Below are 25,468 nucleotides of genomic sequence, written 5' to 3' on the forward strand. Positions count from 1 at the left end.
GATATCCCTCCTAAAAAGACTCTCCTATACGGAGAGTCACTGATTAAAGCATTCTGCTTAGTCCTTTACGAAGCGGCGGCATTTCGAGCTCATGTTCTTTAAAGAATTTTTTCATGATGTGCTTCGAATAATTGGCTGCTTGTCCGAATGAAATTTTGCCTGGAAGCGGCGGCTCATCCGCAATAACAACATCAATCACAACAGGAACATTCGCAAGCGCTGCTTTTTCAAACGCTGTTTCGAGCTCCTTGTGTTTTTCAACGCGGTAGCCAATTCCTCCGCACGATTCAGCGAACTTCGCAAAGTTCATTTCACCAAGCTGCGTTTGGTAATCCAAGTGACCTTGAATGGCTTGTTCATATTTAATCATCCCGATTTCACTGTTATTAAGGACGACTACAACGATTGGCAGCTTGTACTTCACAGCCGTCACAAAGTCTTGCATGACCATCGTAAAGCCTCCGTCACCGCATACGGCTACCGATTGTTTTTCAGGATGAGCAAGCTTTCCTGCAATCGCAGCCGGAAGTCCGCAGCCCATTGTTGCCAGCCAGCTTGAAATCACAAATTTTTGATTCGTCATGCGGAAATGTCTCGCCATCCATACCGTCACGTTCCCAACATCAACCGATACAATCGCATCATCATCGACGATTTTTTGCAGCTTAGGAATAACTTGCTGCGGCTTGATTGGCGTACTCACTTCGTTTTCTTCTTTTTCTACGTGCTTCCACCAGTTTTCCATATTAACTTGACACTCTTCTAAGAAACGGCGGTTTTCTTGGTAATCTAAATTATGCGCAAGCTGCGACAGCGTCGTTTTAGAGTCTCCGACTAATCCGATAGATACAGGATAGCGTCTGCCGATTTGTGTGGCGTCAGAATCCAGCTGTATTGCTTCAACGCCGTCCGGTAAAAACTCACGGTATGGAAACGAAGTTCCAATCATGATCAGCAGATCGGTTTCTTCCATCGCTTCATACGCCGGCTTTGTACCAATCTGCCCGAGCTGACCTAAATTGTAAGGATGATGATCTGGCAGTATTCCTTTACCCGGAAGCGTAAAGATAATCGGTGCCGCAATTTTTTCTGCAAACTGCGCTAACTCAAGCTTGGCGTGCTTGGCACCCGTTCCTGCTAAAATAACCGGTTTTTTTGCATATTTAATCGCTAGAAGCGCTTTAGCCACATCTTCCGGGTCACTGTGAGAAATGGATTTTGATACATTCGCAACTGGCGTTTTTTCATCAATTTTAATCGTTGAAGACGGAATATCATCTGGAATGACTAATACCGCGACGCCTTTTTTCGCGTAAGCCGTTCGAATGGCTTGCTGCAGCAGATGCGGAAATGATTCAGGCGAATCTACTCGGTGATTAAACACCGACACATCGTCAAAAACACGTTCTAAGTTCACTTCTTGAAACGATTCATTGCCAAGCTTCACACGTGGCACCTGTCCCGCTAGCACCAGCACCGGTGCACCGTCTGCTTTAGCATCATACAAACCGTTTAACAGATGAATCGCACCCGGCCCTCCAATTGACAGACACACGCCGATTTTACCCGTGATCTTAGCGTAAGAAGATGCCGCAAGTGCACCTACTTCCTCGTGACGGACTTGAATAAACTCAATTTCATCTTTTTCACTGCGCAGATTGTCCATAAAATGATTGATTGAATCTCCTGGCATACCGAAAATGTGATCGATATTCCATTCTTTTAATACCGACATAGCTGCTTTTCCAGCTGTAGTTTTTATCATATTCAGCCTTCCTTTCTTTTACTTTGTTTCTATTCCATACCACAATGAAAGAAAGACAAAACAAGGGACTTTCCCGTTTTTATGGAAAAGTCCCTTGTTTTCAGCTAAATAATTTAAATAAACTAAATTTTTTCATTGGCTCAGGATCTAGTTGATGGACCGGACGACCGTCGATAATCGCTTCTGCATTTTCAATAAAAAAATAAAGTTCTGACGCACCGTACATATCGGAAATGTAATCATACGCTTTTGAAAGTGAATAGTCGTGGTAATTGCGAGCATGAACGCCAGAGGCAATCACGTGGGCTAAGCGGTATTTAATAAACGTACACGCCGCTTTTCTTTCTTTTTTTCCATTTAAACCAAGAATACTAGCGGCGCTTAGCTGAACGAGTACGCCTTTTTTAACAAGCTCATACAAACGCTCAGGGTGATCTCGGAAAATCGGGTGACATTCTGGTGAACGAAGAATAGGCACAATGCCTTTTGTTAGAAGATCAGACAGTATCTTTTCAAAATAAGGTGAGACATCATAGTCAGGCAGTGAAAGAAACAAATATTTATCGGTGTGATTAAGCGTAAGAAGCTGATTTCGCTCATAGTTTCGCAGAAGTTGAGGCGATAAAGGGACAAGCTGACCTGGTAATACTTGAAGAGGAATACATGAATTTGTGAGCCATTCATTAGCTGCATTTACATAGAGAAATAAATGGTGTTTCATAAACTCTTGATCGCTATCATAAAGCGGCGTCGCCACGACGGACTGAACTCCTTGCTCCGCTAAGGAGCGCGCCATCTTCAAAAAGCCGTCTACTTCCTCAGGTCCGCTATCGATATTAGGCAATATGTACGTATGAATATCAATCACTTTATTTCCCTCCCTGCATTCTATCTGCATCTTATTTCGTCCAATCACACTCACCTTTCATCAGAGAACGTGATTTTCTCTTCACTGAATACTCACTAAAAGATTCACCTATGCGGATGGCGCTAACCCCGCAAGGGGAGCGACACACGCTTAGGTCTAGAAGATTTGCCAGGACTACGTTCTTTAGTCCTGGCAAATCTTCTACATCAATATAAATATATTCTACGACGATTTCTAGTGTGAAACTATGTATTCTTCTCGACATTTACCACCACGAACCCCGGAAAACCGCGTACTTTCCTGTCATCTACTTAACTAACAATATTTTACTATCACTCTATGTGAAAACGCAAACATAACTTGTAAAATAACTCCAAATAATGATGATAAAAGAAGGGATTGAAATAGGTCTTTGTATGCAAATACCCTGATTAAACAGAAGTTAATCAGGGTACAAAGGGAAAATTTAAAAGATTCCTAGAAATTTTGTTTTTTTGATGCGTTCAGGCTCTTGTTTATAAACAGCCTTCCCACTCGCAATGGCTTCAGCATTTTCCATGAAATGATAAAGCTTGCTGTTTCCGTATTTTTTAGAAACGGCTGAGTAGGCTTTTTGCAGGCCGTACTGCTGGTAATTTTCACGATTTACACCTGATGCAATAACGTGTGCTAATCCGTGATCAATGAACTGATAAGCTGCTTTTTTAGCTTTACTGCCGTTGCTGCCCAGCACACTTTGTGCAGACAGCTGAACGACTGCTCCATTTTTTACGAGCTTGTACAAGTGCGGAGGGTTCTCCACAAATAATGAATGGCACTCAGGCTCATTTAAAACCGGTACAATACCTTTTAGCTGAAGCTCGTAAGCAATATTTTCTAACACTTCAATTTCCACGTCTTGTGGAATGTGTAAAAACATATATTTTTCATTTTCATTTATTGTCATCGTGTAATACTCTTCATTTGATACAATCATGTTGGTAGAGGCAATTACTTTTTGACCTGGTAAAACGCTTAACGAAATAGAAGATTTTCTTAACCATTCATTCGCAAGATCCACGCCTTCTTTATAGCTGGAATCTTTTCCGTCATAAAGAGGTGCTGCTACGGCTTCTGTTACTCCTTGTTTCACTAATACATTTGCCATTTCTAAAAACTCTTCTACACTTTTGGGACCACTGTTCACATTTGGCAAGATATTGGTATATATATCTATCATTTTTTTCTCCTCTTTCTATGCCTCAGATCATGGATAGTATTCCATGAATTATATTATATCACAGGGCTTTTTTTCTATCTTCTAGCATAAGTATCTATTTTTGCTCATGCTCTCTTTTGGGATTGATAGACGTTCCTTTTGTATTGAAATGTAGCATTCTTTTCTTGAAGAAAATGTTAAAAATAAATAATGGAAAATTAACGAGATAGAAAATGAGTAAATATACCCAAACACTGATTGACTTTTCTCTTCTTCTTCGTTTATAGTTTTTCTATATGTGTCTAAAAATGAGAAAATATTGTAGGAGTTGTAGATGAATTTGAAGAAAAAAATTGACATTCTAGGAAGCTGTGTTTCTAGAGACCCTTTTGCTATGTTTGACCATCAATATGAAATTAATGAGTATTTTGCTAGAACGAATATTATATCGCTAGCATCCAAACCTGTTGGACTTTCCATTCGAGGCATCCACATTGAGTCTAAATTCCAGCGTAGAAGTGTATACAATGATCTTAATAAGCTTTTCTTAAAACATGTGGATGAAGAGCCTGCCGACACGTTAATCATTGACTTACTCTCTGAAAGATTAAGACTTATGAAACGCGGAGAATCTTATATCGCCCTTTCCAAAGAATTTGCTCAATCTAATTTAATGAAGGATTTAAAGAGTAAAAGAATTGTAGAACGCACTGATGAATTATGGGAAAGCTCTGCTGATAAAATATGCGAAAGAATCAACGCAAGCAGCATTTCAAAAGTCATTATTCATAAAGCGTTTTGGAAAGAAAAATATGTAGATAAAGAAGGAAACGTTCAAGTTTTTGAAAATCAAGACGAAATTCAACGTCACAATCAGCAATTAGAGTATATGTATACATACCTTGGCAACAAAATTAACAATAGTACATACCTTGAAATAAAAGAAGAATTTATGGCAGATGAAAATCACAAATGGGGTCTTACGCCAAGACACTATCAGCCATCTTATTATGAAAGATTTTTAGAGCAGCTTAACGCTTTACTTTTACCTGTTGCAGCAAATTAAAAAATAAAAGCACGCACCTTTTTTTATAAGGTAGCGTGCTTTTTCATTATGAATTAGTAAAATACTCAGAGAGAAATTTGAACCATACCTTCTCCCCTTCTTCGTTCGGCTGGCCATTTTCATCAGATAAATACTTTAAAATGTCTTCCCCGTTATAATCTGGCCATGCACTCCAGTGATTTACAAACTCGTATCCATGTTCTTTAGCAAAGGTTTCTAAAGCCTTTACGTCATTAGGGTAATTTTGAGCTTGATAGACCGGAGCTGATGGTTGAAAAATAGTAACTAGGTCTTTATTTTCACTTTCAATATGCTTCATAATAATTTGCAAGTTATCAATTGTATTGTTAATACCTACTACGCCGTTATCATTTAATAGAAATGGTTCAAAAAGCAAGATATCAGGCTTTGCTTTTGTAATGTCTTCATACATTTTCGATTTCACAAATTGTAATGTATTCATTTGTTTGTATTCATACAACTCTACATTTATTAAATCCGTCCCATATGTATCTTCTACTTTATCTTTCAATAAAGTTCCCCATGTCTTTACATCTTTCTCAGGAGCGGATCCGACAATTACAAGTTTTACAGGATTTCCTGTTTTCTTTGCATTTTCTAATTTTTTCACAATTGATTCCGGCAGATTCTTAGTCTCGGTTTGCGTATCTTTTTTTGTTTCTGCTGCGCTTACTTTCGTAGGCTTTGTTTCGAACTGCTTGTCTAATTGATGATTCCAGTACATCTTTCCTGCTACTAAAGACGAGATAAAGATGAGAATAGCAAATACATTAATTAAAATTTTCATAAAATGTCTCCCTTACTATATCTTTCTTTTTTTCTTTTATTATAATATAATTTTAAAGTACATGAAGAAATTTGATTAAATTTGTCATTTTTTTAATCATTTTGACGTATTTTCTGATGAAAAAGATAAGAATAATGGCTTACATAGAAGACATTTATTTTATCAATACATAAGGAAAAGGAAGAGAGGTTCCACATGGAAGAACAAGTACAACCTTCAAATGCGCGCAGACGCAAACGAAAAAAACCGAAAAAGAAACGCGCCTTTAAAATTATTCTTGGTATTATTTTAGTATTAATTCTAGGTGTAGCAGGCTATGCATATAGCATATGGCATTCCGTTGAAAAGACATTTACACAAACTCACGAACCGTTAAAACGTGATGTATCTGAAAAACGTTCAAGCAAAGTGAGCCTGGCAAATGGAGATCCTATTTCTATTTTACTATTGGGAGTAGATCAGCGTGCCGGTGACCGCGGACGTTCAGATTCTACTATTTTAATGACGGTAAACCCAAAGACACAGTCTATGAAGATGGTCAGTATTCCACGTGATACGCGTACTGAAATTGTAGGAAAAGGAACACAAGATAAAATCAACCATGCTTATGCTTTTGGGGGCGTAGACATGTCCGTAAATACGGTAGAGAAATTCTTGGACGTTCCCGTAGACTACTACGTTCAAGTGAATATGGAAAGCTTTAAAGACATTGTAGACGCTGTTGGCGGCGTAACTGTAAATAATACTCTTGCATTTGATTATGACGGCTACAGCTTCCAAAAAGGCCCTCTAACGTTAGATGGTAAAGAAGCATTGGCTTTCACACGTATGCGTAAACAAGACCCTCGCGGTGACTTTGGACGTCAACAGCGCCAGCGTCAAGTAATTGAAGGCGTTATTGATGAAGGAGCTAGCGTTCAGTCTTTAACAAACTACGGTACAATTCTAGATGCAATTGGCCAAAATGTAAAAACAAACCTTACGTTTGATGATATGAAGCAAATTCAATCAAACTATAAAGACGCACGCAAACATTCAGAACAGCTTCAAATAGATGGAAAAGGCGAAAAGATTAACGGTATCTATTACTATGCCGTATCTGATGACACACGTAACCAACTATCTGCTGAATTAAAAGAAAGTTTAAATCTAAAATAAAAAAAGATCGCGGGATGTCTCCCGTGATCTTTTTATTTATTATGATTTTGTTACTTTTACTAATTCTGTGCTTTTTGCAACAGCTTTTTCTTTTCCAGCTTTCACGTATACGCGTACACGATAGTCGCCAGACTTCGTTAGCTTATAAGCCAACTCTTTTTTTGAAGAGTAAGGGATTTTTTGGAATAGCTTTCCGTCTTTATAAACGGAGTAAGCGTATTTAAGGTCTTTCCCTTCCGTTGTTGTTTTTACTTCTAAGCGTTTGTCTCCTACGTTTTTAATAGAGACCTTGTTTAATGCTGTTTTTTCTTGTTGAGTCTGTTCCGTTTTAGTTGGTTTGCTTGCAGTTTCTTTGTCATTGCTGCAGCCTGTGAATAATAGTGCACCTGCTACGATTGGAATTAATACTTTTGCTTTCATTAGAGATCCTCCTTGAATAGTAGATATATCAATTTACATATCTATTCTCAATATTATTAAAATGCTTTATAAACCTTATGTATAAAACATTAAAATCGCTAAAAACAAAGACAGCATAGATAGAATGCCTACTTGACAATAAAGCTTGAACGTTTTTCGTCTTTCTTTCTTTCGTTCACGTCGCTTCGTACGCTTCTCTAATGAGTATAAAGACTGATTATATTCACTCTTTTCATCCATCAAGGCATATTCATCTTTCGCTTGGTTAGCCAGCATATCTAGCTTATACTGCTTTTTTTCTTCCTCAGTTAATCCATTAAACCATTTAACAAACTCTTTATATTTTTCTAAAACAACACGAGTACCGCCAAATTGCTTTAACTCTCCAAAATGGATCCACATGACCTTGTTGCATACACTGCGGATTTGAGTCAACGAGTGACTTATAAAGAAAATAGTTTTACCTTGTGCTTTAAATTCATTAATTTTTTTCAAACATTTATCATAAAATGTTTGATCTCCTACGGATAATGCCTCATCCACTACTAGTATATCGGGGTTAGTATGAACTGAAATGGCAAACCCAAGTCTTGATTTCATACCGCTTGAATAGTTTTTGACGGGCTGAGTAATAAATTTACCTATATCAGCAAATTCGATGATATCCGGAGTGATTTTTTTAATTTCTTCTTTCGTTAGTCCATGCATCAAACACTTCAATTCGATATTTTCTAATCCATTTAAGTTATTATTTAACCCTACTGAAATAGCAATCAATGATGTTTCGCCATTGATTTTAATATCACCTGACGTCTGAGGCACAACTTGCGACAGCAAGTTAGAAAGAGTTGATTTTCCTGATCCGTTAATTCCCACAACACCAATGGTTTCTCCTTCATTTACGGAAAAAGAGATGTTTCTCAGGGCATAAAAGCTTTCATTTTTCTTTTTTGGAAAGAAAATTTCGAGCAGTTTATCAGATCTTTTTTTATATAAAACATACTTTTTACTAACGTTCTTAAACTGAACTTTTAGTGCCATAGATTACGCTCCTAGATTACAAGTAATCGATGAATTTATTTCTGAATTTTAAATGCAGGATTGATCCTACTGTTAGTATTAATAATGTGATAACCCAAAAATATAATGTATATATCCAATCCTCATAAAACCAACCGTAACCTAACAATGAATATCTAAATCCTTGCACGATGTAAAAGAGAGGATTTAATTTTAAAATCGTTTCATATACATGTGACAATTTAGACGTATCCCATAAAATAGGCAATAAGTAAAGCACCATTCTCATTAATGATTGTAATACTTGCTGAAAATCTCTTATTAACGTTGAAATAGTTGATGTTAGCAGCGTAAGCGCAAATAAAAACACAAATAACGCTACTAAATAATATGGCAATTGAAGTAAATACCATCCTGGATTAATTCCATAAATAACGAAGATAACTCCCATAACCAGCATCATGATGATGAACTGAAAACTGTTACTAACAATCGTGACAGTTGGCAGTACACTGACTGGAAACTTCATTTTTGAAACCAAATTTACCCTTGCGTACACACTGTTTGAACCTTGAGTAATGGAAGGACTAATAAAAAACCAAGGGATTAACCCAGCAATTAGCCATACGAAGAATGGAATTCCGTGTACGGGTGCGCCTCCACGAATTCCTAATCCAAAAACAAGCCAGTACAGAAGAATCTGTATGGCAGGTCCTAAAAACTGCCATACAGCTCCAAGATAGTGCATTTGGTATTTACTTTTTGCATCATAAAGAGATAATCTCAATATTAAATGAAAATTCGAGGATTGTTCTTTCAAAATCCTCCCTACAGAATTCATGCCATTACTTCTTCCTTCTTAAGAAATGCATGTAGGTTACCATAGTTAATATAGCTGAAATTGTCAGAACGGTTAGCTACCACGTTTTTCGTATCAAAAATACGTTTTGTTGCCATACCTTCTAATTCGCTCCAGTTTAATTCTTTAAATTCATTATGGTCTGTTAACACAAGAACTAAATCAGAGTTACGTACAGCTTCCTTGATATCTTGTTCAACCCAATCTTGTTCCACGTGAGGATCAAATGCGCGAATTTCGTATTTGCCTTCTGCTTTTAATAGATCATAGATTTCCATTGCTGGACTTTCACGGATGTCGTCTACATTTCCTTTATACGTTAAACCGAATACTGTCACAACGCGTCCGTCTACTTTTTCCATTAGAGCATTTGTGTTATCTACTACGTATTGAGGCATAGACGTGTTAATTGTTCTTGCTAGATTAATAAGCTGCGCTGTTTTAGGCGCTTTTGCAACGATGAAATACGGGTCTACAGCCAAGCAGTGTCCACCTACACCCGGTCCAGGTGTATGAAGGTTTACACGCGGATGCTTATTAGCCATTTGAACAACTTCTAATGCATCGATTTCTAATTCGTTACATACTTTTGTTAATTCGTTTGCTAACGCAATGTTTACGTCACGGAATGTGTTTTCCATTAGTTTTGACATTTCTGCTGTTTTTGCATCTGTTTTAATGATTTCACCTTGTACAAACGTGCTGTATACCATTGCACCAGCTTCTGTACAATTTGGCGTAAGTCCTCCAACAATACGGTTGTTGTGGATTAGTTCGTGAAGGATTTGTCCTGGAAGTACACGTTCTGGGCAATGTACTAAGAACACGTCTTTTCCAACTTCAAAGCCAGCTGCTTCTACTAACGGTTTCACATGGTCATCCATGCTGCGCGGTGCGATTGTAGATTCTACGATTAATACGTTTCCTTTTTCTAAGTAAGGAATGACGTTGCTTACAGCGCTTAATACATATGAGAGATCACAAGATTTGTGTTGATCGTCATGGTTTGGTGTTGGTACAGCTACGATGAATGCATCTGCTTTTTCCGGCTGTAATGCTGCGCGGAATGTACCTTTTTCAATTACTTCATTTAATGCTTCCTGCAGACCAGGCTCTTCTAAATGGATTTTCCCATTGTTTAATGATTCAATTACGCGTTGACTTACGTCAACACCTACAACATCCACATCATGTTTTGCAAACATAATAGACGTTGGTAATCCAATATATCCTAATCCTACTGTACAAAGTTTCATTTTATTTCCTCCTGTGTTAACTGCTTAATAATGTTTTATATAAAGACACTATTTGTGTCTCTAACCGCTTTTTGTTTGTATTGATTTCTTACAAAAATTCTACATCTGTATTCGCCTTTAGCTCTTGGCTTATAGCGGAAAATTTCTTCGTCGATGTAAGAAGTTTTGTGAACGATTTTATCGTCTTTATAGATGTAATACGCGTACTCTAAATTGCCCTGACCTTCTGTGTCACATCGTACGATAAAGTAGCTCTCGTTATCTTTTAAAAGAGCTCTTTTAATTTTAAATGGCACATGTTCGACATACTGCACGTCTAAAATTTCGCTAATCGTTCGGCCAAGATACAGAGGAAAATAACCTTTTAAATCTTTATGATTTGCTCGATCTTCTAAATCTAGCGTTACTTTATATCCTCTGTCTTTTAGCTGATGATACAGCGGAAGAACATGACTTTTGTGATGATAATCCCACGTTCCTACATATAAACGGATGTCTGGTGCGCTATCCACGGGCTGATCTAGCAAGTTAAATAGAATTTGATTTAAGTATTCTTTGTTTACATTATCCGATCCCGAAATATACTCTGCAATATTGACATGCTCTGCCTGATCAATCAAAAAGTCTCCTAATTTACTTTGAGGAGCACCGGCAATTACTTGTCCAAAATGATACTTAATTCCATAGTATAACGCCGCATAGCCGCCTTTAGACGAGCCTACGGTCATGACATTTTTGTGCGTAAAACCGTGCTTGGACATAATATATTGAATAAGCGAAGATACGCTTGTTTCAATCACATGATTTCTATTTTTACCTAAGTAGTAAGAGCCTTGTTCACCAAAATCATCTAAAATGAAAAGTTTATTTGCTCCAACTTCGTCTAACGTTTTCATATAATTATATACATAATGATATTTATTAGCTAAAGCAGAAAAGACAATAACCAATTTATCCTGTAATGTCTCATCAGCTGTTGGAACGAAGTGATACTTCACGCCATTCATAGATTGATAATGTGACTCTAATTCAAATGGCCCTTGATCTCTTGCTGCGATTTTATAATTCGCCAAGCGGAATTCTGTTACTACTTCAACCGAATGTTTGCCGCTGCTGAAATCCAGCTCAAGCACAGTAGCAGGCTGTTTCGATTCCATTTTGGGAAATACCCATCCTTGCACGTGCGGAACTGTTTGTTCACGCACTGCTCGTATATTGACATCTGTAGTAGACGTAACTTCAAGTTCAGCTACTTTGTTATTGTTTCTAAATAACTCCACAATTTGATCTCTTACGTGAACTTCTAAGTCCGGAGCTACATGCCAAAACAGCTTATATTGATGAGTATCTTCTGAAGCGACTTGATCACGTACAGTGATATGCTCAAGCTGCTTGTTATAGCGTACGTTACGCGTATGGGTAACTCCACTATAACGTTCATTCACTCCCGTTGCTTCCGAGTAGGCTTCCGTTAGCTGATAATCTTTTATATATACTTTTTCGTGCTGATGATCCACTCGAGGGAGACCGCGTCCGTCCACGATTAGCGTGTTGTGTCCAAATGAAGAATACGCATATTTCGTAAACTTATCTTTGTAATTATATCCATTTGGCCCAGCTTCTGTAATGATATCACCGTTTGAATAAATGTGCATATTTAAGTCATCACTGTGCTTATGGTAACTAGTGTGATAAGCCGCGGAAAACAGTACGTACGTTTCTTTTTCTTTTCTTTCCCATCCGCTCCTGAAAATCGCATAACCCGAGTCTTTGAACACCGCATCTTTTTCTACAGGCATCCTGCCAGCTTTACCTTGATGAACTGCATATAAAAACTCTTCACTTTTGTACAAGCTTCGGTAGCTGCTGTTTACAACAGGCTTAGACTCTGTATCACAAAGAGGCGGGAATAATCCGTCTGGTCGAATAATATAGGTTGCGTATTTTTCTGTCTTTTTAAATAAATCAATAAAAAACTTTGCGTGGTTAGGGCTCAAATCCTTCAGCCATACCACCAATTTATTCAAATAATTGGATACGAGAAAATGATAAGACGGCGAATGTTCCTTATGTACGCCTTCTTCTGTATACACATAGGTAAAGTAATCAACGAGACGCTTTAATGCAATATCACGATAACGATCCGACTCATTATCTGCCTCTTCGAAATACATCGCGTAAGCAAGCAACGAAATATCTTGGAACATGCCGTGATTTGTATTTGTTGAATGGAAGTCATCTTGAGACAGTAAATTAGCCGTTTTGGCCATATTCTCTACGATAAGCTGTTCATCGGATGAAGCAAGCTTGTCCTTTGCTAAGATGTATAATCTCAACCAATACTGCAAACGCATTGCTGTTGTTTCATCGTGAAAAGCCATTTCATTTGAACCATTAGGATAAGGATTTTTTTGAATCCAATCTTTGACTAAACCAATGGCTTTATCTTTGTACTGCTCTTCTTTTGTCTCTTCGTAAGCATCCGTCAAACATCCTAAAAAAGTATGACCATGAATCAAGCGTAAAAAACTTCTAGATTTATCTTCGTTCCATAGAATTCCTTTTGGGTATCGAATGACCCCAAAAGGCGGAAGCGGATATTTATTACCCATAATGTTTTTAGCAGCTGCTAGCGGATCTTTATTCCGACTTTTCGGTAAGATCCTCATCAGCTTTTGAATTTTTTCTTCATCCAATGCCGTTAATGCTTTTTTTGTATTTATCATTCAGTCATTTCCCACTTTCTCATATGCGCCCTGTACGCATACAAACTATAAATTTCAAAAGGAACTTATAGATTAACTTAAAACAGGTTCCGCAACGTTCACAATTAACTCTTCCCATTGATTCGCTACTTTTTCAGCTCCAAAGTGCTGCTTTACATACTCTTTTAAAGAAGCTTGAAGCTCTGCATCTGTTTCTTTTGAGTTCAGTGCTAGAATACGCGCTACTGCTTCCTCCACATCAGATAGAAGATACTCTTTCGGATAGATTGTATCACTGCCATCCCAGTTGAGAATGATTGGATAAGCTCCTGAAGCCATTCCTTCACTTGGTGAAAGGTGGAAACTTTCAAAATCACTTGTTGATAGAACAATTCCTACCTTTGAAAGCCATTCAGAAATATCGCCGAACCCTTCAAAAATAACAGCATCTTTCCACGGAGCTTTTTCGATACGATTAAAAATTGCTTCATAATATTCACGCTCTTCTTCTTTATTCCACAGCCATGAATATTCCTGCGGCATTTTCCCTTTAACAAACAGCTTATAGCGATTATCTTGATGCCATAACTTATCTAGCATATCTACAGCCAAGTCTAGACGCTTTCGCTGCGGACAAATTCCAATAATGCCTAAATGATACTTAGCGTCTTCCGTTTTGGAGCCATCCACTTTTTCTGTATCTACTACGTTATAAATCATCGTCATCTTTTCACGCGAAAAATTAAACGTTCGATAAAACTCTTCATATACGTATGGAGAAATCGCGATAATTTTATCGATATTTTCCATGTTAAAACTATGAGGGTAAATCGTATCACGCTCTTGAAGATGCATGCGTACAATTAACTGCTGATGAGGCTTTTTATGATGAGAATACCACACTGCATTTCCAAGTCCCCATTCGCAAACAATAACGTCTGCCCACTCTAAGCAAGCTTGGCTCTGTTCTTCATCATGAGCATTATGACCACTCCACTCGTCCGTTTTAATTTCAAACCCAGGACGGCTTGCCAAACGGTCCATAATGATACGTGCAAATTTTAAATCATGTCCTGCAAATAATATCTTTTTCATTTTTGTAACCTCACAGCTCTATTTTATTTACCATAGCAGTGATGTCGTCCTTGCTGCTATCTTCTAATTTCAAGTAATTAAATTTGTCATTACTAAAGAACTGCTTGCCGTATTTAGCATATGACGCAAGACTTTGATCTTGTTCAAAGAGATTAATTACTTGCTCAAGCGAAAGATTGCTGTATACATTTGTTTTAGCAACGGAGCTCTGTGACGATAACTCTCTTACAAACTCGTATTCTTGACCTGCATTTTTCTCTTCAAGCTTTCCGTTTTCCACACTGTAGTGAGTTGTTTTACCAATAAAGTCACTGTCCGTAAACGTTGTGCCCAGCATTAAGTCTAGTAAATAATTTTGCCCATAATAGCTGTCTTGGCCAAAGTACGTTACATACTCACTTGTAATCCAGTCGCGAATGTTTAAGTAGTTATGCATATAACTGCGAACAAACGTGTGAATGGTTTTTGTGTTGTACTTATTGTAAAGGTCTAAATAGCCATCAAATGTATCTACTAAAATATATAATTGCTTATTTTCATAAGCTTGACGGTTAAATTGATCAACGATGTTCTCAAACTCTTGACGGGTATTAGCAATCGCAACTACCGTAACTGTCGGCAGTTCGAAAGCAAAGTTTAAGCCCACTTTCTCAATGATGTACTCTAAGCGATGCGTATACGTATGCTTGGTTAATACATCTCGAATACCCGTTAAAGCTTTTTCTTCGTAGTAGCGCTCATCTTCTAACAGCTGCTTGAATTCTTCATGCAAACTCGTTGGATCTTCAGACATATAAACAAGATCACCGAAAATTTCTCCAATTCCCTGTGCGTACGTACTAATAACAGGCGTTCCACATGCTAACCCTTCATATACACGTCGAGAGAACATCGTAGGAGATTCTTTTACTGTATTTACGTTAATCATAACTTTGTAGCCTTTATATGCTTTGTCAATTTCGTAATACTTTAAGTTTCCTTTTACATAAGGAACAAAGCGATCCGGGAATTGATGATTTGGCATAAGACCTTTTAAGTTTTGAATATAGTTTCGATCGTAAATATCCAGTCCCACTTTAGCCGCGGCATCTAATAATCGATCCATATCAATACATCTTTCTTCATGATGACGATAATAAGATCCAGCGAAACACGCTTTGTTTTCGCGTTCATCCACGATTTTAATCGGATTATGAATAGCCGGCTGCGCAGCAAACGGCAGCGCAAATGCGTTTTGATGTCCAGCTCTTTCTTGGTAGTAAGGAACCATGTTTTCATCCGTTGTGAAAATGTAATCAAATCGTCTAGCTGTTTCAATAAAACGATTAAAGTGAACAGGATCTTCCTTGTTCCAGAATACGGTTGGCACATTATGTTCTTTACACCAAGCTAACAGTGAGTAAAGAGGCTTCATATTCTCTTCTCCGTAGTAACCAACACGCTTATTCCAAACGCCTCCGTTACCACGCCAAGCAGATTCAACCATTAACAAGTCCGGCTGTTCTTTTGTCATAACCTCAAGCCAGTTATCTGGCGTCATTTTAATTAATTTACATTCATGTTCATAAGAAGCCGTCGTAAATTCGTCAAAGATAACCGCCATCTTCATTTCTTTGATCGGCTTTGGAGGAAGCATGTTAAATGCATCTACTTCTTGTTTTGCTACGTAATTTAATGACTGCTCTCGTTCAATGCTTTTCATTTCATTAATAGAAATCGTATGAACCTCAAATTCACCTTTTCCAGAAACGCGTAAAGCAATTCGGAACTGTGTAATATCAGGATGAATTTGAACTTTTGTCATTGAATTAAATTTTAGCTGCAGCACTTGAAGCTTTTCTTCATCGGAATATCCAATAAACATTGGAATTACCGCTACATCTTCATCTGCTTTACCTTTTACAGTGAACTCATATTCAAAACCTTTTTGCATCGTCATGATATGGTGAGTCGGAAGCATTTTAAAACTGTTATTTGTTTCTTTATACGAAATATAGCTGTTTTTTCCAGCTTCAATATTCACTAAACCGTGCAGCCCTTTTTCTGATGTAGAAAGCTGTACTAATTTCTTCGCGCTTGCAAACCAATCTGAAGCTTGTAGCTCTAGCTGTGCACTGTTGGTAATTTCAATTGGCTTTTCTTGAATGTTAATCTGCAGTCCTTTAAAGAATCCGCTCTCCGTCACACGTATTAAAAACTCAACGTGTTCTGTATCTTTTTTGAAACGCAGTTCAGCTTTTTCATTTAGCTCAAGCTGATGAATTTCATTTTGCTTGTTGTTTTTATATCCTACGGCATATACAACTAACTCAATACCTTCGTACACTTCACCTGCTGGCGTAATCACATACGTAGAATCATGATCAACAGCTACTGAGATATTTTCACTCGTATTAAAGTGCTGAGCTGTTAAATGAATGAATTCTTGTCCTTTTAACTTCGATTGAAACAGCTGGTTCCAAGGATGATAAATGACACCATTATTTGACTCTTGCCATCCTCTAAGGGAGTGTTCGTTAAGAGCATATTTAATAAGTGCATCGACCGTCATTTTAGGAATTGTTACTTCAACGTCATGAACCCACCAATAAGACACGTTGTTAATGATGATATCATCAAGTTTAAATTCACCTTTACCAGATACTCTTACTGCTAGACGAATAGAGTTATATTCTTCTTGGAAATGAATAAGTTTTTTATTATTTAACTTTAATTCATCTGTTCCTACTTTTTTTCCATCTTGGTAAAAAATAATAGCAAGACGTACATCAACAGAATTCTCTTTCTCACCTTGGAAGCAAACCGATAGTGTATCGTCATGAACAGCCACTGGACTTGCAGGCTGAGCAGAGAAAGCAGCATTTCCTTCTCTATGCGTTACATACGCGAATTGCTTATCTTCAAAGCTCACGTTGAACTTTTTGTTAAATGGATCATAGTATAATTGATCGGACTTAGGCATGTACCACTGATTTTGTTCTAAAACAATATAATTTCCTTCTGTCAAAAGCTCGCTTTGATTCCAGAATCCTCGGTCATTAATTAACATGCTCTCAATTTTAAATGTTCCCTGCCCTTTCACGCGCAGCGCTAAGCGTATAGAATCAGTAGATTGAGAGAACGGTATAATACCTTCACTGTTCATTTCAAATCTATGTATACCTACTTTTTGACGATTTTTATATTCAATAATGAATAACTCGACGGAGACACTTTCACTTTTTGTCCCTTTGAAGACAAGCGTTTGCTGACTTGAAAAGTCGAATGCAATATTTTCTTCTACAGGAGCTTGTTGAAAGTCGATATTCTGCTCGCGATAAGTTAGATACGTATAGTTGTTAGAATTCAAATCAACAGTAAAACTTCGGTCGTCTTCATTAAATGAAACAGCAACTTGATTCTTTTTAAACCAGCCGCTATTTGCTTCGACTTCTGAAAACTCTAGGCTTGGAATGCGATGTGCTTTTGCCCAATCTCTTTTTTGCGTAATCGACTTCATACGCTTTTGAATATCACTGATCATTATCTATGCCCCTTTGTTGCTTTATTTGTACCCATTCGCTTTCGAACCGTCCAGTACTTTAGCGTTAACTTTCCTAGAAAAGAACGGCTGATAGCCGCATATCTCTTTTCGAGCATCGTATAGCGCTTTTGCAAATCCTGGTACTCTTTTAATTCTTTTTCTCTTATATTTAATTGTTCGATTAGTTCCGATTTAACCACTTGAAGTTCTTTTTCAAGAACTTCTACAGATACATGGCTCTGGAGTTTGACACCCATACGCGTAAGTTCCTCCTTTTACGTTATATTGCTTGATAGACTTTCAAAAATTGAACTTGTTCACTTTCCCAGTTGTACTTGAACTTCGCTGTTTTACAGTTGTTGCTCATCGTTGCGCGCAGCACAGGATCTCGTAATAACTGATTAACAGCACTTGCAATCTCTTTGTAATCATGCGAATCTACACACAATCCAAGATGCTCGCCTTCTACTACTTTTTTAATCTCCGGAAAGTCGCATGCTACCACCGGTACATCGCTCATAATGTATTCAAACAGCTTATTTGAAGAAGCGGAATAGTGATTGAAACAAACATTATTTAATACTTGGAAACCTAAGTACGCATTTTTTGTATACTTCGGTAAGTCTTGCAAGGGTACTTTTGGAATAAACTTCACTTTATTTTCTAACTTCATCTCAGCTACCATACGCTCTAGCTCTGGCTTGATACGCCCGTCTCCAATAAAGACTAACGTTCCTTCTTTAAATAACGGAGCCGCTTGAACAAGCTTTTCAAGGCCTCGTCCCGTTTGAATACCGCCTTGATACAGCAGAATTTTTTCATTTTCAGGAAGCCCTAAGCGTTCGTGTAAATTCACTTGTTGCTGCTGCTTCTTTTTTGGTCGAAACGGATAGTTATAGACAACGTTTGGATAGAAGCCATATAAATCTTCATTGTATTTGGCACGCGTGTGATTTTCTACAATCATAGAGTCAATTTTATTAATGAAAAACGACTCCATTTTTGCGTATACGCCGCTGTCATAGCCCGTTCTGCTCGTTTGCACCTCGTGAGAATCATAGACAAGATACTTGCGCTTAAAGCGAAGCTTGGAGCATATAAACCCTTGAGGCAACGTATTTAAATCATTCGAGTGATAAATCTCGTATTTCTTCTTCCTGCCTTTTAAAATCATCCTTAAGATAATGCTTCCTCTTACCCAAACCACTTGCAGCTTCGTTTTTAATAACAGCGCTGCTGCGATTGTAACAGGAAGAACTACATAAGGAGCTACGTACGCTGCTCCTAACCACAGCAAAAAAGCGATCAGAGCGAGCACTTTATATTTTAGAAGTGCACGGTACGCTTTTTTCATAAAAAGCAGCGAAGAAGGATAACGCTTTACGCGATGAACGTGAAAATGTTCATTTACTTCTTCATACTGTTTTAAATCCGGATTGTTCGGATCATGAATACAAATTAAATCAACGGCGTAACCATTCTCTGATAAAGCCGTACATTCGCGCAGAACGCGCGCATCATTGGTAAAATGATTCCATACAAACATACAGACATTTTTTCTCATAATACTTCAACCTTATCCACTGATTCTGTCTGCTCCACATGCAGCGGTTCAGAACTTTTATTCTCAATTAAACGTATTAATACTTCGATGTTTTTCTCCCAGAAGAAATGCTTTTTCACATAATTTAAGCTGTTGCGAGACATTTCACCTCTTTTAGAAGGGTGCTGATACAAGTACAGAATATGTCTGAGCATCTCATCTGCTGTATTTGTCTCTGATACAATCCCAGCTTCATGCGAAACAATTACGTCTTTGGCATAGCCAGAAACCGATGCGACAATCGGGATTCCACACGTCATGTAATCAATGACCTTACCAGGAAGAACCGTTTCAAATACTTGCTTACCGTTCAACGTCACAATTCCAATATGATGTTCAGAAATAATATGTAAACATTCTTGACGAGTAGTGGGCTTAATAAATCGAACATTTGTTAACTTATGCTCTTTGGCAAAGCTCACAAATTCTTTCTTTTTAAACCCATATCCCATAACCGTCAATTCAATATTATACTCATTTAGTTCTTTTGCAAGATCCATTAGAACCGTTACATCTTGCGCTAACCCAATATTACCTGCATACATAACTTTAAATACGTCGCTTCCAGATTCAATCATTGAAATTTCGTTACGATTTGCAGCATTAGGCATAAAATGAATTTTATTTAAAGGAATAGCATATTTCTCTGTCATAAAACGAATAAAGCCTTCGCTGTTTACAATAATATGATCTGCTTTTACATAGAGAATTTTCTCGATCCGGCTAAACACAGAAATAACGACCGGATAATTAAACACCCCTACGCCTTTTAACGATTCAGGCCATAAATCTCGAATGTCTAAAATAAGTGGCCTCCGGTAACGGTATTTGGCAAGCAGCCCGACGACAGCAATAAAAATAGGCGGAGACGTAACGAAAATCACATCATACTTTTTTCGGTCGGTTAAAATGAATAACATCATTTTAAAAGCAATTTCTAAATAATACATTAAACGATTGATAATACTTCTAGAATACTTGCGATTTTTTACACCGATACGCGTTACATCATTTTCTTCATCAATTGACTCATCATCCCAAAACTGTTCGTCATGATAGATCTTTTTATTTGGATATGTGGGCTCAGTCGTCAGTACATTTACGTCATAATTTTCATCTTTTAAGAGTTTATATATATTTTTTATACGATTTCCTGCACTACCGATTTCAGGATAAAAATGTTGAGAAATCACAAGTACCCTTTTTGTCAAAGCAACTTCACTCCAATACAATTTCACTAGCTCGCCAAGCGAACTAGTGAAACATCAATTAAGCTTTTACGTTTTCTCTCTGTAATAGCTCATCCATAAATGTAAGTAAATCTTCACGTAAATCTTCATGCTGAAGAGCAAATTCTAACGACGTTTGAATAAATCCAAGCTTTTCACCCACGTCGTAACGTTTGCCTTCAAAGTCGTAAGCAAATACGCGCTGAATTTCGTTAAGCTTTTGAATTGCATCTGTTAATTGGATCTCTCCACCTGCGCCTACTTCCTGCTGCTCTAAAAATTTAAAGATTTCAGGCGTGAAAATATAGCGGCCCATAATCGCTAGATTAGAAGGAGCTGTTCCTAATGCTGGTTTTTCGACAAAGGTATCAACCTGATAGCGGCGTCCTTTATTAGAAATAGGATCTACAATTCCATAACGATTCGTTTCGTTTTCTGGAACCGTCTGCACACCTATGACTGATGATAACGTTTCGTCATACTGATTCATCAGCTGGCGCAGGCAAGGCGTGTCTGCTTGAACAATGTCGTCTCCGAGCAGCACAGCAAAAGGCTCGTCTCCAATAAATTTACGTGCGCACCAAACCGCATGCCCTAATCCTTTTGGCTCTTTTTGACGGATGTAGTGAATTTCTACATTTGCTGATTGACGCACTTTTTCTAGAAGTTCGAACTTTTCCTTTTCTACAAGGTTTTGTTCTAATTCGGGTGCATTATCAAAATGATCTTCAATCGCACGCTTTCCTTTACCCGTTACGATAATAATGTCTTCAATACCAGACTCAATTGCTTCTTCGATAATGTATTGAATGGTCGGTTTGTCTACAATTGGAAGCATTTCTTTTGGCATTGCTTTTGTTGCCGGTAAGAAACGTGTACCTAATCCAGCAGCTGGAATAATTGCTTTTTTCACTTTTGACATGATTAAACTTCCCCCATCTACTAATTACTTATTTTGAGCGCTGAAATATTCGCTAATCGCATCAGCGATACGTTTTGAAGCAAAGCCGTCACCGTACGGATTCGACGCTTTAGACATACGTGCATATTCTTCTTCATTTGTTAGAAGCTCTTTAGCAAGTGAATAAATGGTTTCTTCTTCTACACCTGCAAGCTTTAACGTACCAGCTTCAATGCCTTCAGGACGTTCGGTTGTATCACGAAGTACTAATACCGGCACACCTAATGAAGGAGCTTCTTCTTGCACGCCGCCTGAATCCGTTAAAATGATATGAGCACGCGAAGCGAAATTATGGAAATCTACTACTTCTAGAGGTTCAATTAATTGAATGCGAGGATCATTTCCTAACACTTCATCTGCCAATTCACGAACAACAGGATTTAAATGTACAGGGTAGACTACTTGTACGTCATCATGTTCCTCTACAATTCGTTTAATCGCACGGAACATATTGCGCATTGGTTCACCAAGGTTTTCACGGCGGTGAGCGGTTAACAGAATTAAACGGTCATCCCCTACACGATCTAATACCGGATGAGAATATTCTTCTAACACAGTTGTTTTTAGTGCATCGATTGCCGTGTTTCCTGTAATAAACAACGTTTCTTCTTTTTTGTTTTCTTGCAATAAGTTATGGGCAGACTTTGTAGTAGGAGCAAAATGAAGGTCCGCTAATACACCTGTTAACTGGCGGTTCATTTCTTCCGGGTACGGAGAATATTTATTCCATGTACGAAGACCCGCTTCTACATGGCCTACTTTGATTTGGTTATAAAAAGCCGCAAGACCTGCGATGAAGGTTGTTGTTGTATCGCCGTGTACAAGTACGATATCAGGCTGAACTTCTTTCATGACTTGATCTAGTCCTTGAAGGCCACGTGTTGTTACGTCCATAAGCGTTTGACGATCTTTCATAATGTTCAAGTCGTGATTCGGTGTGATATCAAATACACGCAGCACTTGGTCTAACATTTCACGGTGCTGAGCTGTTACCGTCACGATAGATTCAAATTCTTCTGAACGTTTATTTAATTCTAATACAAGGGGAGCCATTTTAATGGCTTCTGGACGTGTGCCAAAAATCGTCATTACTTTAATACGCTGTTGCAATGCAGTCACCTAGTTTCATTAAATTATGTATAAAAGCACTAGTATTTCTAATAGAAAATACTAGTCTCTTTCTTTATAAAGTTCTTGTTCTTTCTGCTGAATGGCATGTGCTAAATGTTTCTTTAAAATCAGCAGCTGATCGTAAGATGCATCTTGGTAAATATACCGCACAGCCTTTTTTACACTCTTAGGTAAATGATCAAATTCTTTCATGATTTCTATCCTGCTCAATAGCTTCTACCCTCTAGGCATTAAAAAATACCTAGAAACTTTTTCCGCATAATTTTTTCTGGAGATTCTTTGTAGCGCTGTGTACCGTCGATAACGCATTGAGCGTTTTCTAGAAACATATAATAATAATCTCTTCCATGCTCACTCTCAATCACATCAATCGCCTCTTGCATATGAAAAGAGCGATGTTGGAGGTTATGGGCGTCTGAGGAAACAAAATGCACGAGGTTGGCGTCTATTAACTGGTGAGAAAATTTCTTTATCTTCTTTCCAAAGTGTCCAACCAAGCTAGAAGCTGTAAATTGAGCTAATGCTCCTTTATTAATAAAGTTATAGAGAAGATCAGGGTCTTCTAACAACCGACTGTTTCGTTCTGGATGGACAATAATGGGGATGATTCCCTGTGATTGAATATCAAACAGCAGCCGCTCCGCATATCGAGGGACTTGACTCGAAGGAAATTCAACAAACAAGTATTTTCCCGTATTGTTTAAAGTGAGTATTTTGTCTTGATGATAGTCGTCTAAGATTTCACCGTAAATACGGTTTTCTTGACCAGGTAAAATGGTTAATGGCACTCCTTCACGAACTAATAAACTATTTAATTGTTCAACACTCTGTAAAATAGCTTCTTTTTCATTGAGATATCTGCCATTCTGATGATGAGGCGTGGCAACAATAGCTGTAATGCCTTCTGATACCGCTCGTTTTGCCATTTCAATACTCATCTCACTACTTGCAGAACCATCATCGACATTAGGCAAAATGTGACAATGTAAGGCAATCATCTACCCTCACCCCTATCCTTCTTAAGACCTAATAAAAGCAATACTTATGTTAGCATATTATAACATGTATTTCTATGTCTTTTTTTGTCGAAACATCTGCAAATCAACGCCCTGTAAATATTTAAGAATAGTCTGAATATATGTGTTCATTTCATTCGAACTACTAAACAAGCCCTAGAATGTGCTGTTCATCAAGAAAAACCTACTTTTTATCTATAATGTAAGCACATGAATAAACAGCAATTTTTTACTAATTACTTCTAAGTTCTTCAACCATGAAAAATCTCACATTTCAAACTTTTTATAACAATAGTCATAATTTCTTATACGTGCTTCGATAAAAACACACCAAAAAGCCTCCTCGCTAGCAAAAGCTAGCAAGGAGGCTTTGATCAATTGGTACCATAATAATAATAGTAGTTGCCTTCTTCTACTTTGCGGTTATTTAACACAACCCCAAGCAGTTTGCCTTTCGCATTACTTAGCAGCTCTTTCGATTTTAACGCAGCGTCTTTCTCTGTTTTACCGCTGTTGACAACTAAAATCGTGCCGTCTGCTTGATTCGCTAAAATCTGCGCATCAGCCGCCGCTAAAATAAGAGGCGTATCAAAGATAATCATATCGAACTGCTGCTTCATTTCGTTAAATACTTCAAGCATTTGGTTAGATACCAGCAGCTCAGCTGGGTTAGGAGGAATTAAAACTAAAAAATCTATAGGAAGATTGAGCTGGTTCATGCTATAGTCACGAAGAGTAACTTCTACGTTCCACAAAAAAATGTCCCATAAATCACTTAACGTGACCTATAGGACATTTCCTTTTTTATTGAATTAAACCTTTACTTATCTTAATTATATTTAATAGTCTATGAGATTATTAGTTATTAATCGTTCACGCTTGAACTTTTTCTTGTTTTAACAACTCTTCCATAAACACAAGAAGGTCTTCACGTAGATCTTCATGCTGGAGAGCAAATTCCAAAGATGTTTGGATAAAGCCTAACTTTTCACCTACATCATAACGTTTTCCTTCAAAATCATAAGCAAATACACGCTGAATTTCATTTAATTTTTGAATCGCATCTGTTAACTGAATTTCGCCGCCTGCTCCTACTTCCTGCTCTTCTAAGAACTTAAAGATTTCCGGTGTGAATACATAGCGTCCCATAATTGCTAGATTAGAAGGTGCAGTTCCTGGCGCTGGCTTTTCAACAAACGAATTAACCTGGTAACGGCGGCCCTTACTTGAAGTTGGATCAACAATACCATAGCGATGCGTTTCATTATCAGCAACAGTTTGAACACCAATAACAGATGATAATGTTTGTTCGTATTCATCCATCAACTGACGTAAGCCCGGCGTTTCTGCTTGTACGATATCATCTCCTAGCAATACCGCGAAAGGCTCGTTGCCAATAAAGTTACGCGCACACCACACTGCGTGCCCTAATCCTTTTGGATCTTTTTGGCGAATATAGTGAATTTCCACATTTGAAGACTGACGAACTTTCTCTAGCAGCTCAAACTTTCCTTTTTCAGCTAAGTTTTGCTCTAGCTCAGGTGCATTGTCAAAATGATCTTCAATTGCACGCTTGCCTTTACCAGTTACAATGATAATATCTTCAATACCTGATTCAATTGCCTCTTCGATAATATATTGAATCGTTGGCTTATCGACGATTGGAAGCATCTCTTTTGGCATGGCTTTTGTTGCTGGTAAAAATCGAGTTCCTAATCCTGCTGCTGGAATAATGGCCTTTTTAACTTTTTGCATGTTCATTTCTCCTTTTAGATACGTAGTTTAGT

At 37.7% G+C, this 25,468-nt stretch carries 21 protein-coding genes and 1 pseudogene; 2 read left to right on the forward strand and 20 right to left on the reverse strand.

Features of this window, described 5'->3' with window-relative positions:
* Window positions 1-43: 43 nt before the first annotated feature.
* The 3 genes from ACH0CI_RS13620 to ACH0CI_RS13630 form a co-directional block, all read right to left on the reverse strand.
* The gene (locus ACH0CI_RS13620) at window positions 44-1,765 is read right to left on the reverse strand and encodes a pyruvate oxidase (protein WP_406901618.1); all 1,722 of its coding nucleotides are present in this window, start codon (window positions 1,763-1,765) and stop codon (window positions 44-46) included.
* Between the two features lie 100 nt (window positions 1,766-1,865).
* On the reverse strand, window positions 1,866-2,633 hold the full coding sequence (locus tag ACH0CI_RS13625; protein ID WP_406901619.1) for a tyrosine-protein phosphatase: 768 nt from the start codon (window positions 2,631-2,633) through the stop codon (window positions 1,866-1,868).
* 466 nt (window positions 2,634-3,099) lie between these two features.
* Complete coding sequence (locus ACH0CI_RS13630; protein ID WP_406901620.1) at window positions 3,100-3,852, reverse strand: CpsB/CapC family capsule biosynthesis tyrosine phosphatase; 753 nt, start codon at window positions 3,850-3,852, stop codon at window positions 3,100-3,102.
* A 313-nt stretch (window positions 3,853-4,165) separates the two neighbouring features.
* On the opposite strand from ACH0CI_RS13630, the gene ACH0CI_RS13635 reads away from it, so the two are divergent.
* Complete coding sequence (locus tag ACH0CI_RS13635) at window positions 4,166-4,897, forward strand: DUF6270 domain-containing protein (protein ID WP_406901621.1); 732 nt, start codon at window positions 4,166-4,168, stop codon at window positions 4,895-4,897.
* A gap of 46 nt (window positions 4,898-4,943) precedes the next feature.
* Here ACH0CI_RS13635 and ACH0CI_RS13640 read toward each other — a convergent pair whose 3' ends face one another.
* Entirely contained in the window at window positions 4,944-5,705 is a 762-nt protein-coding gene (locus ACH0CI_RS13640; protein ID WP_406901622.1) for an SGNH/GDSL hydrolase family protein, read from the reverse strand.
* Window positions 5,706-5,900: 195 nt separating this feature from the next.
* Here ACH0CI_RS13640 and tagU point away from each other — a divergent pair, with 195 nt between their 5' ends.
* Complete coding sequence (tagU, locus tag ACH0CI_RS13645) at window positions 5,901-6,863, forward strand: polyisoprenyl-teichoic acid--peptidoglycan teichoic acid transferase TagU (protein ID WP_406901624.1); 963 nt, start codon at window positions 5,901-5,903, stop codon at window positions 6,861-6,863.
* 39 nt (window positions 6,864-6,902) lie between these two features.
* Here tagU and ACH0CI_RS13650 read toward each other — a convergent pair whose 3' ends face one another.
* The 16 genes and pseudogenes from ACH0CI_RS13650 to galU (ACH0CI_RS13725) all read right to left on the reverse strand — a co-directional run bounded on the left by ACH0CI_RS13650 (window position 6,903) and on the right by galU (ACH0CI_RS13725) (window position 25,436).
* Entirely contained in the window at window positions 6,903-7,283 is a 381-nt protein-coding gene (locus ACH0CI_RS13650; protein ID WP_406901625.1) for a triple tyrosine motif-containing protein, read from the reverse strand.
* Window positions 7,284-7,358: 75 nt separating this feature from the next.
* Window positions 7,359-8,324, reverse strand: a complete 966-nt coding sequence (tagH, locus tag ACH0CI_RS13655; RefSeq protein WP_155010329.1) for a teichoic acids export ABC transporter ATP-binding subunit TagH — start codon at window positions 8,322-8,324, stop codon at window positions 7,359-7,361.
* A 16-nt stretch (window positions 8,325-8,340) separates the two neighbouring features.
* On the reverse strand, window positions 8,341-9,144 hold the full coding sequence (locus tag ACH0CI_RS13660) for an ABC transporter permease (RefSeq protein WP_045293108.1): 804 nt from the start codon (window positions 9,142-9,144) through the stop codon (window positions 8,341-8,343).
* Window positions 9,141-10,418 carry a nucleotide sugar dehydrogenase gene (locus tag ACH0CI_RS13665; RefSeq protein ID WP_045293110.1) on the reverse strand — a complete coding sequence of 426 codons (1,278 nt, stop codon included), beginning with the start codon at window positions 10,416-10,418 and terminating at the stop codon, window positions 9,141-9,143. The genes ACH0CI_RS13660 and ACH0CI_RS13665 overlap by 4 nt, the downstream gene beginning before the upstream one ends.
* Before the next feature lie 35 nt (window positions 10,419-10,453).
* Entirely contained in the window at window positions 10,454-13,144 is a 2,691-nt protein-coding gene (locus ACH0CI_RS13670) for an accessory Sec system protein Asp2 (RefSeq protein WP_406901626.1), read from the reverse strand.
* Between the two features lie 72 nt (window positions 13,145-13,216).
* Window positions 13,217-14,218 carry a glycosyltransferase family 4 protein gene (locus tag ACH0CI_RS13675; RefSeq protein ID WP_406901627.1) on the reverse strand — a complete coding sequence of 334 codons (1,002 nt, stop codon included), beginning with the start codon at window positions 14,216-14,218 and terminating at the stop codon, window positions 13,217-13,219.
* 10 nt (window positions 14,219-14,228) lie between these two features.
* Window positions 14,229-17,741, reverse strand: coding sequence for a CgeB family protein (locus ACH0CI_RS13680; protein WP_406901628.1), 3,513 nt, complete (start codon window positions 17,739-17,741; stop codon window positions 14,229-14,231).
* Window positions 17,741-17,998, reverse strand: a complete 258-nt coding sequence (locus ACH0CI_RS13685) for a hypothetical protein (RefSeq protein WP_155010333.1) — start codon at window positions 17,996-17,998, stop codon at window positions 17,741-17,743. The genes ACH0CI_RS13680 and ACH0CI_RS13685 overlap by 1 nt, the downstream gene beginning before the upstream one ends.
* Window positions 17,999-18,021: 23 nt before the next feature.
* On the reverse strand, window positions 18,022-19,308 hold the full coding sequence (locus ACH0CI_RS13690) for a glycosyltransferase (RefSeq protein ID WP_186819748.1): 1,287 nt from the start codon (window positions 19,306-19,308) through the stop codon (window positions 18,022-18,024).
* The gene (locus ACH0CI_RS13695) at window positions 19,302-20,555 is read right to left on the reverse strand and encodes a glycosyltransferase family 4 protein (RefSeq protein WP_155010335.1); all 1,254 of its coding nucleotides are present in this window, start codon (window positions 20,553-20,555) and stop codon (window positions 19,302-19,304) included. Before ACH0CI_RS13695 ends, ACH0CI_RS13690 begins: the two co-directional genes overlap by 7 nt.
* Before the next feature lie 58 nt (window positions 20,556-20,613).
* Window positions 20,614-21,495, reverse strand: a complete 882-nt coding sequence (galU, locus tag ACH0CI_RS13700; protein ID WP_155010336.1) for a UTP--glucose-1-phosphate uridylyltransferase GalU — start codon at window positions 21,493-21,495, stop codon at window positions 20,614-20,616.
* Between the two features lie 24 nt (window positions 21,496-21,519).
* Window positions 21,520-22,644, reverse strand: coding sequence for a non-hydrolyzing UDP-N-acetylglucosamine 2-epimerase (gene wecB / locus ACH0CI_RS13705; protein WP_335707077.1), 1,125 nt, complete (start codon window positions 22,642-22,644; stop codon window positions 21,520-21,522).
* Window positions 22,645-22,704: 60 nt separating this feature from the next.
* Window positions 22,705-22,857: a hypothetical protein gene (locus ACH0CI_RS13710; protein WP_406901630.1), complete on the reverse strand. Its 153-nt coding sequence runs from the start codon at window positions 22,855-22,857 to the stop codon at window positions 22,705-22,707.
* A gap of 38 nt (window positions 22,858-22,895) precedes the next feature.
* Window positions 22,896-23,663, reverse strand: a complete 768-nt coding sequence (locus tag ACH0CI_RS13715; RefSeq protein ID WP_406901631.1) for a tyrosine-protein phosphatase — start codon at window positions 23,661-23,663, stop codon at window positions 22,896-22,898.
* A gap of 392 nt (window positions 23,664-24,055) precedes the next feature.
* A pseudogene (locus tag ACH0CI_RS13720) lies at window positions 24,056-24,361 on the reverse strand (P-loop NTPase family protein); the annotation flags it as partial.
* A gap of 193 nt (window positions 24,362-24,554) precedes the next feature.
* Window positions 24,555-25,436 (reverse strand): UTP--glucose-1-phosphate uridylyltransferase GalU, encoded by an 882-nt coding sequence (galU, locus tag ACH0CI_RS13725; protein WP_406901632.1) that lies wholly within the window; start codon window positions 25,434-25,436, stop codon window positions 24,555-24,557.
* Window positions 25,437-25,468 lie beyond the last annotated feature (32 nt).

Origin of the sequence: Priestia sp. 179-F W1.4 NHS (genome assembly GCF_045369295.1) — a bacterium.
GTDB lineage: Bacteria > Bacillota > Bacilli > Bacillales > Bacillaceae_H > Priestia > Priestia zanthoxyli.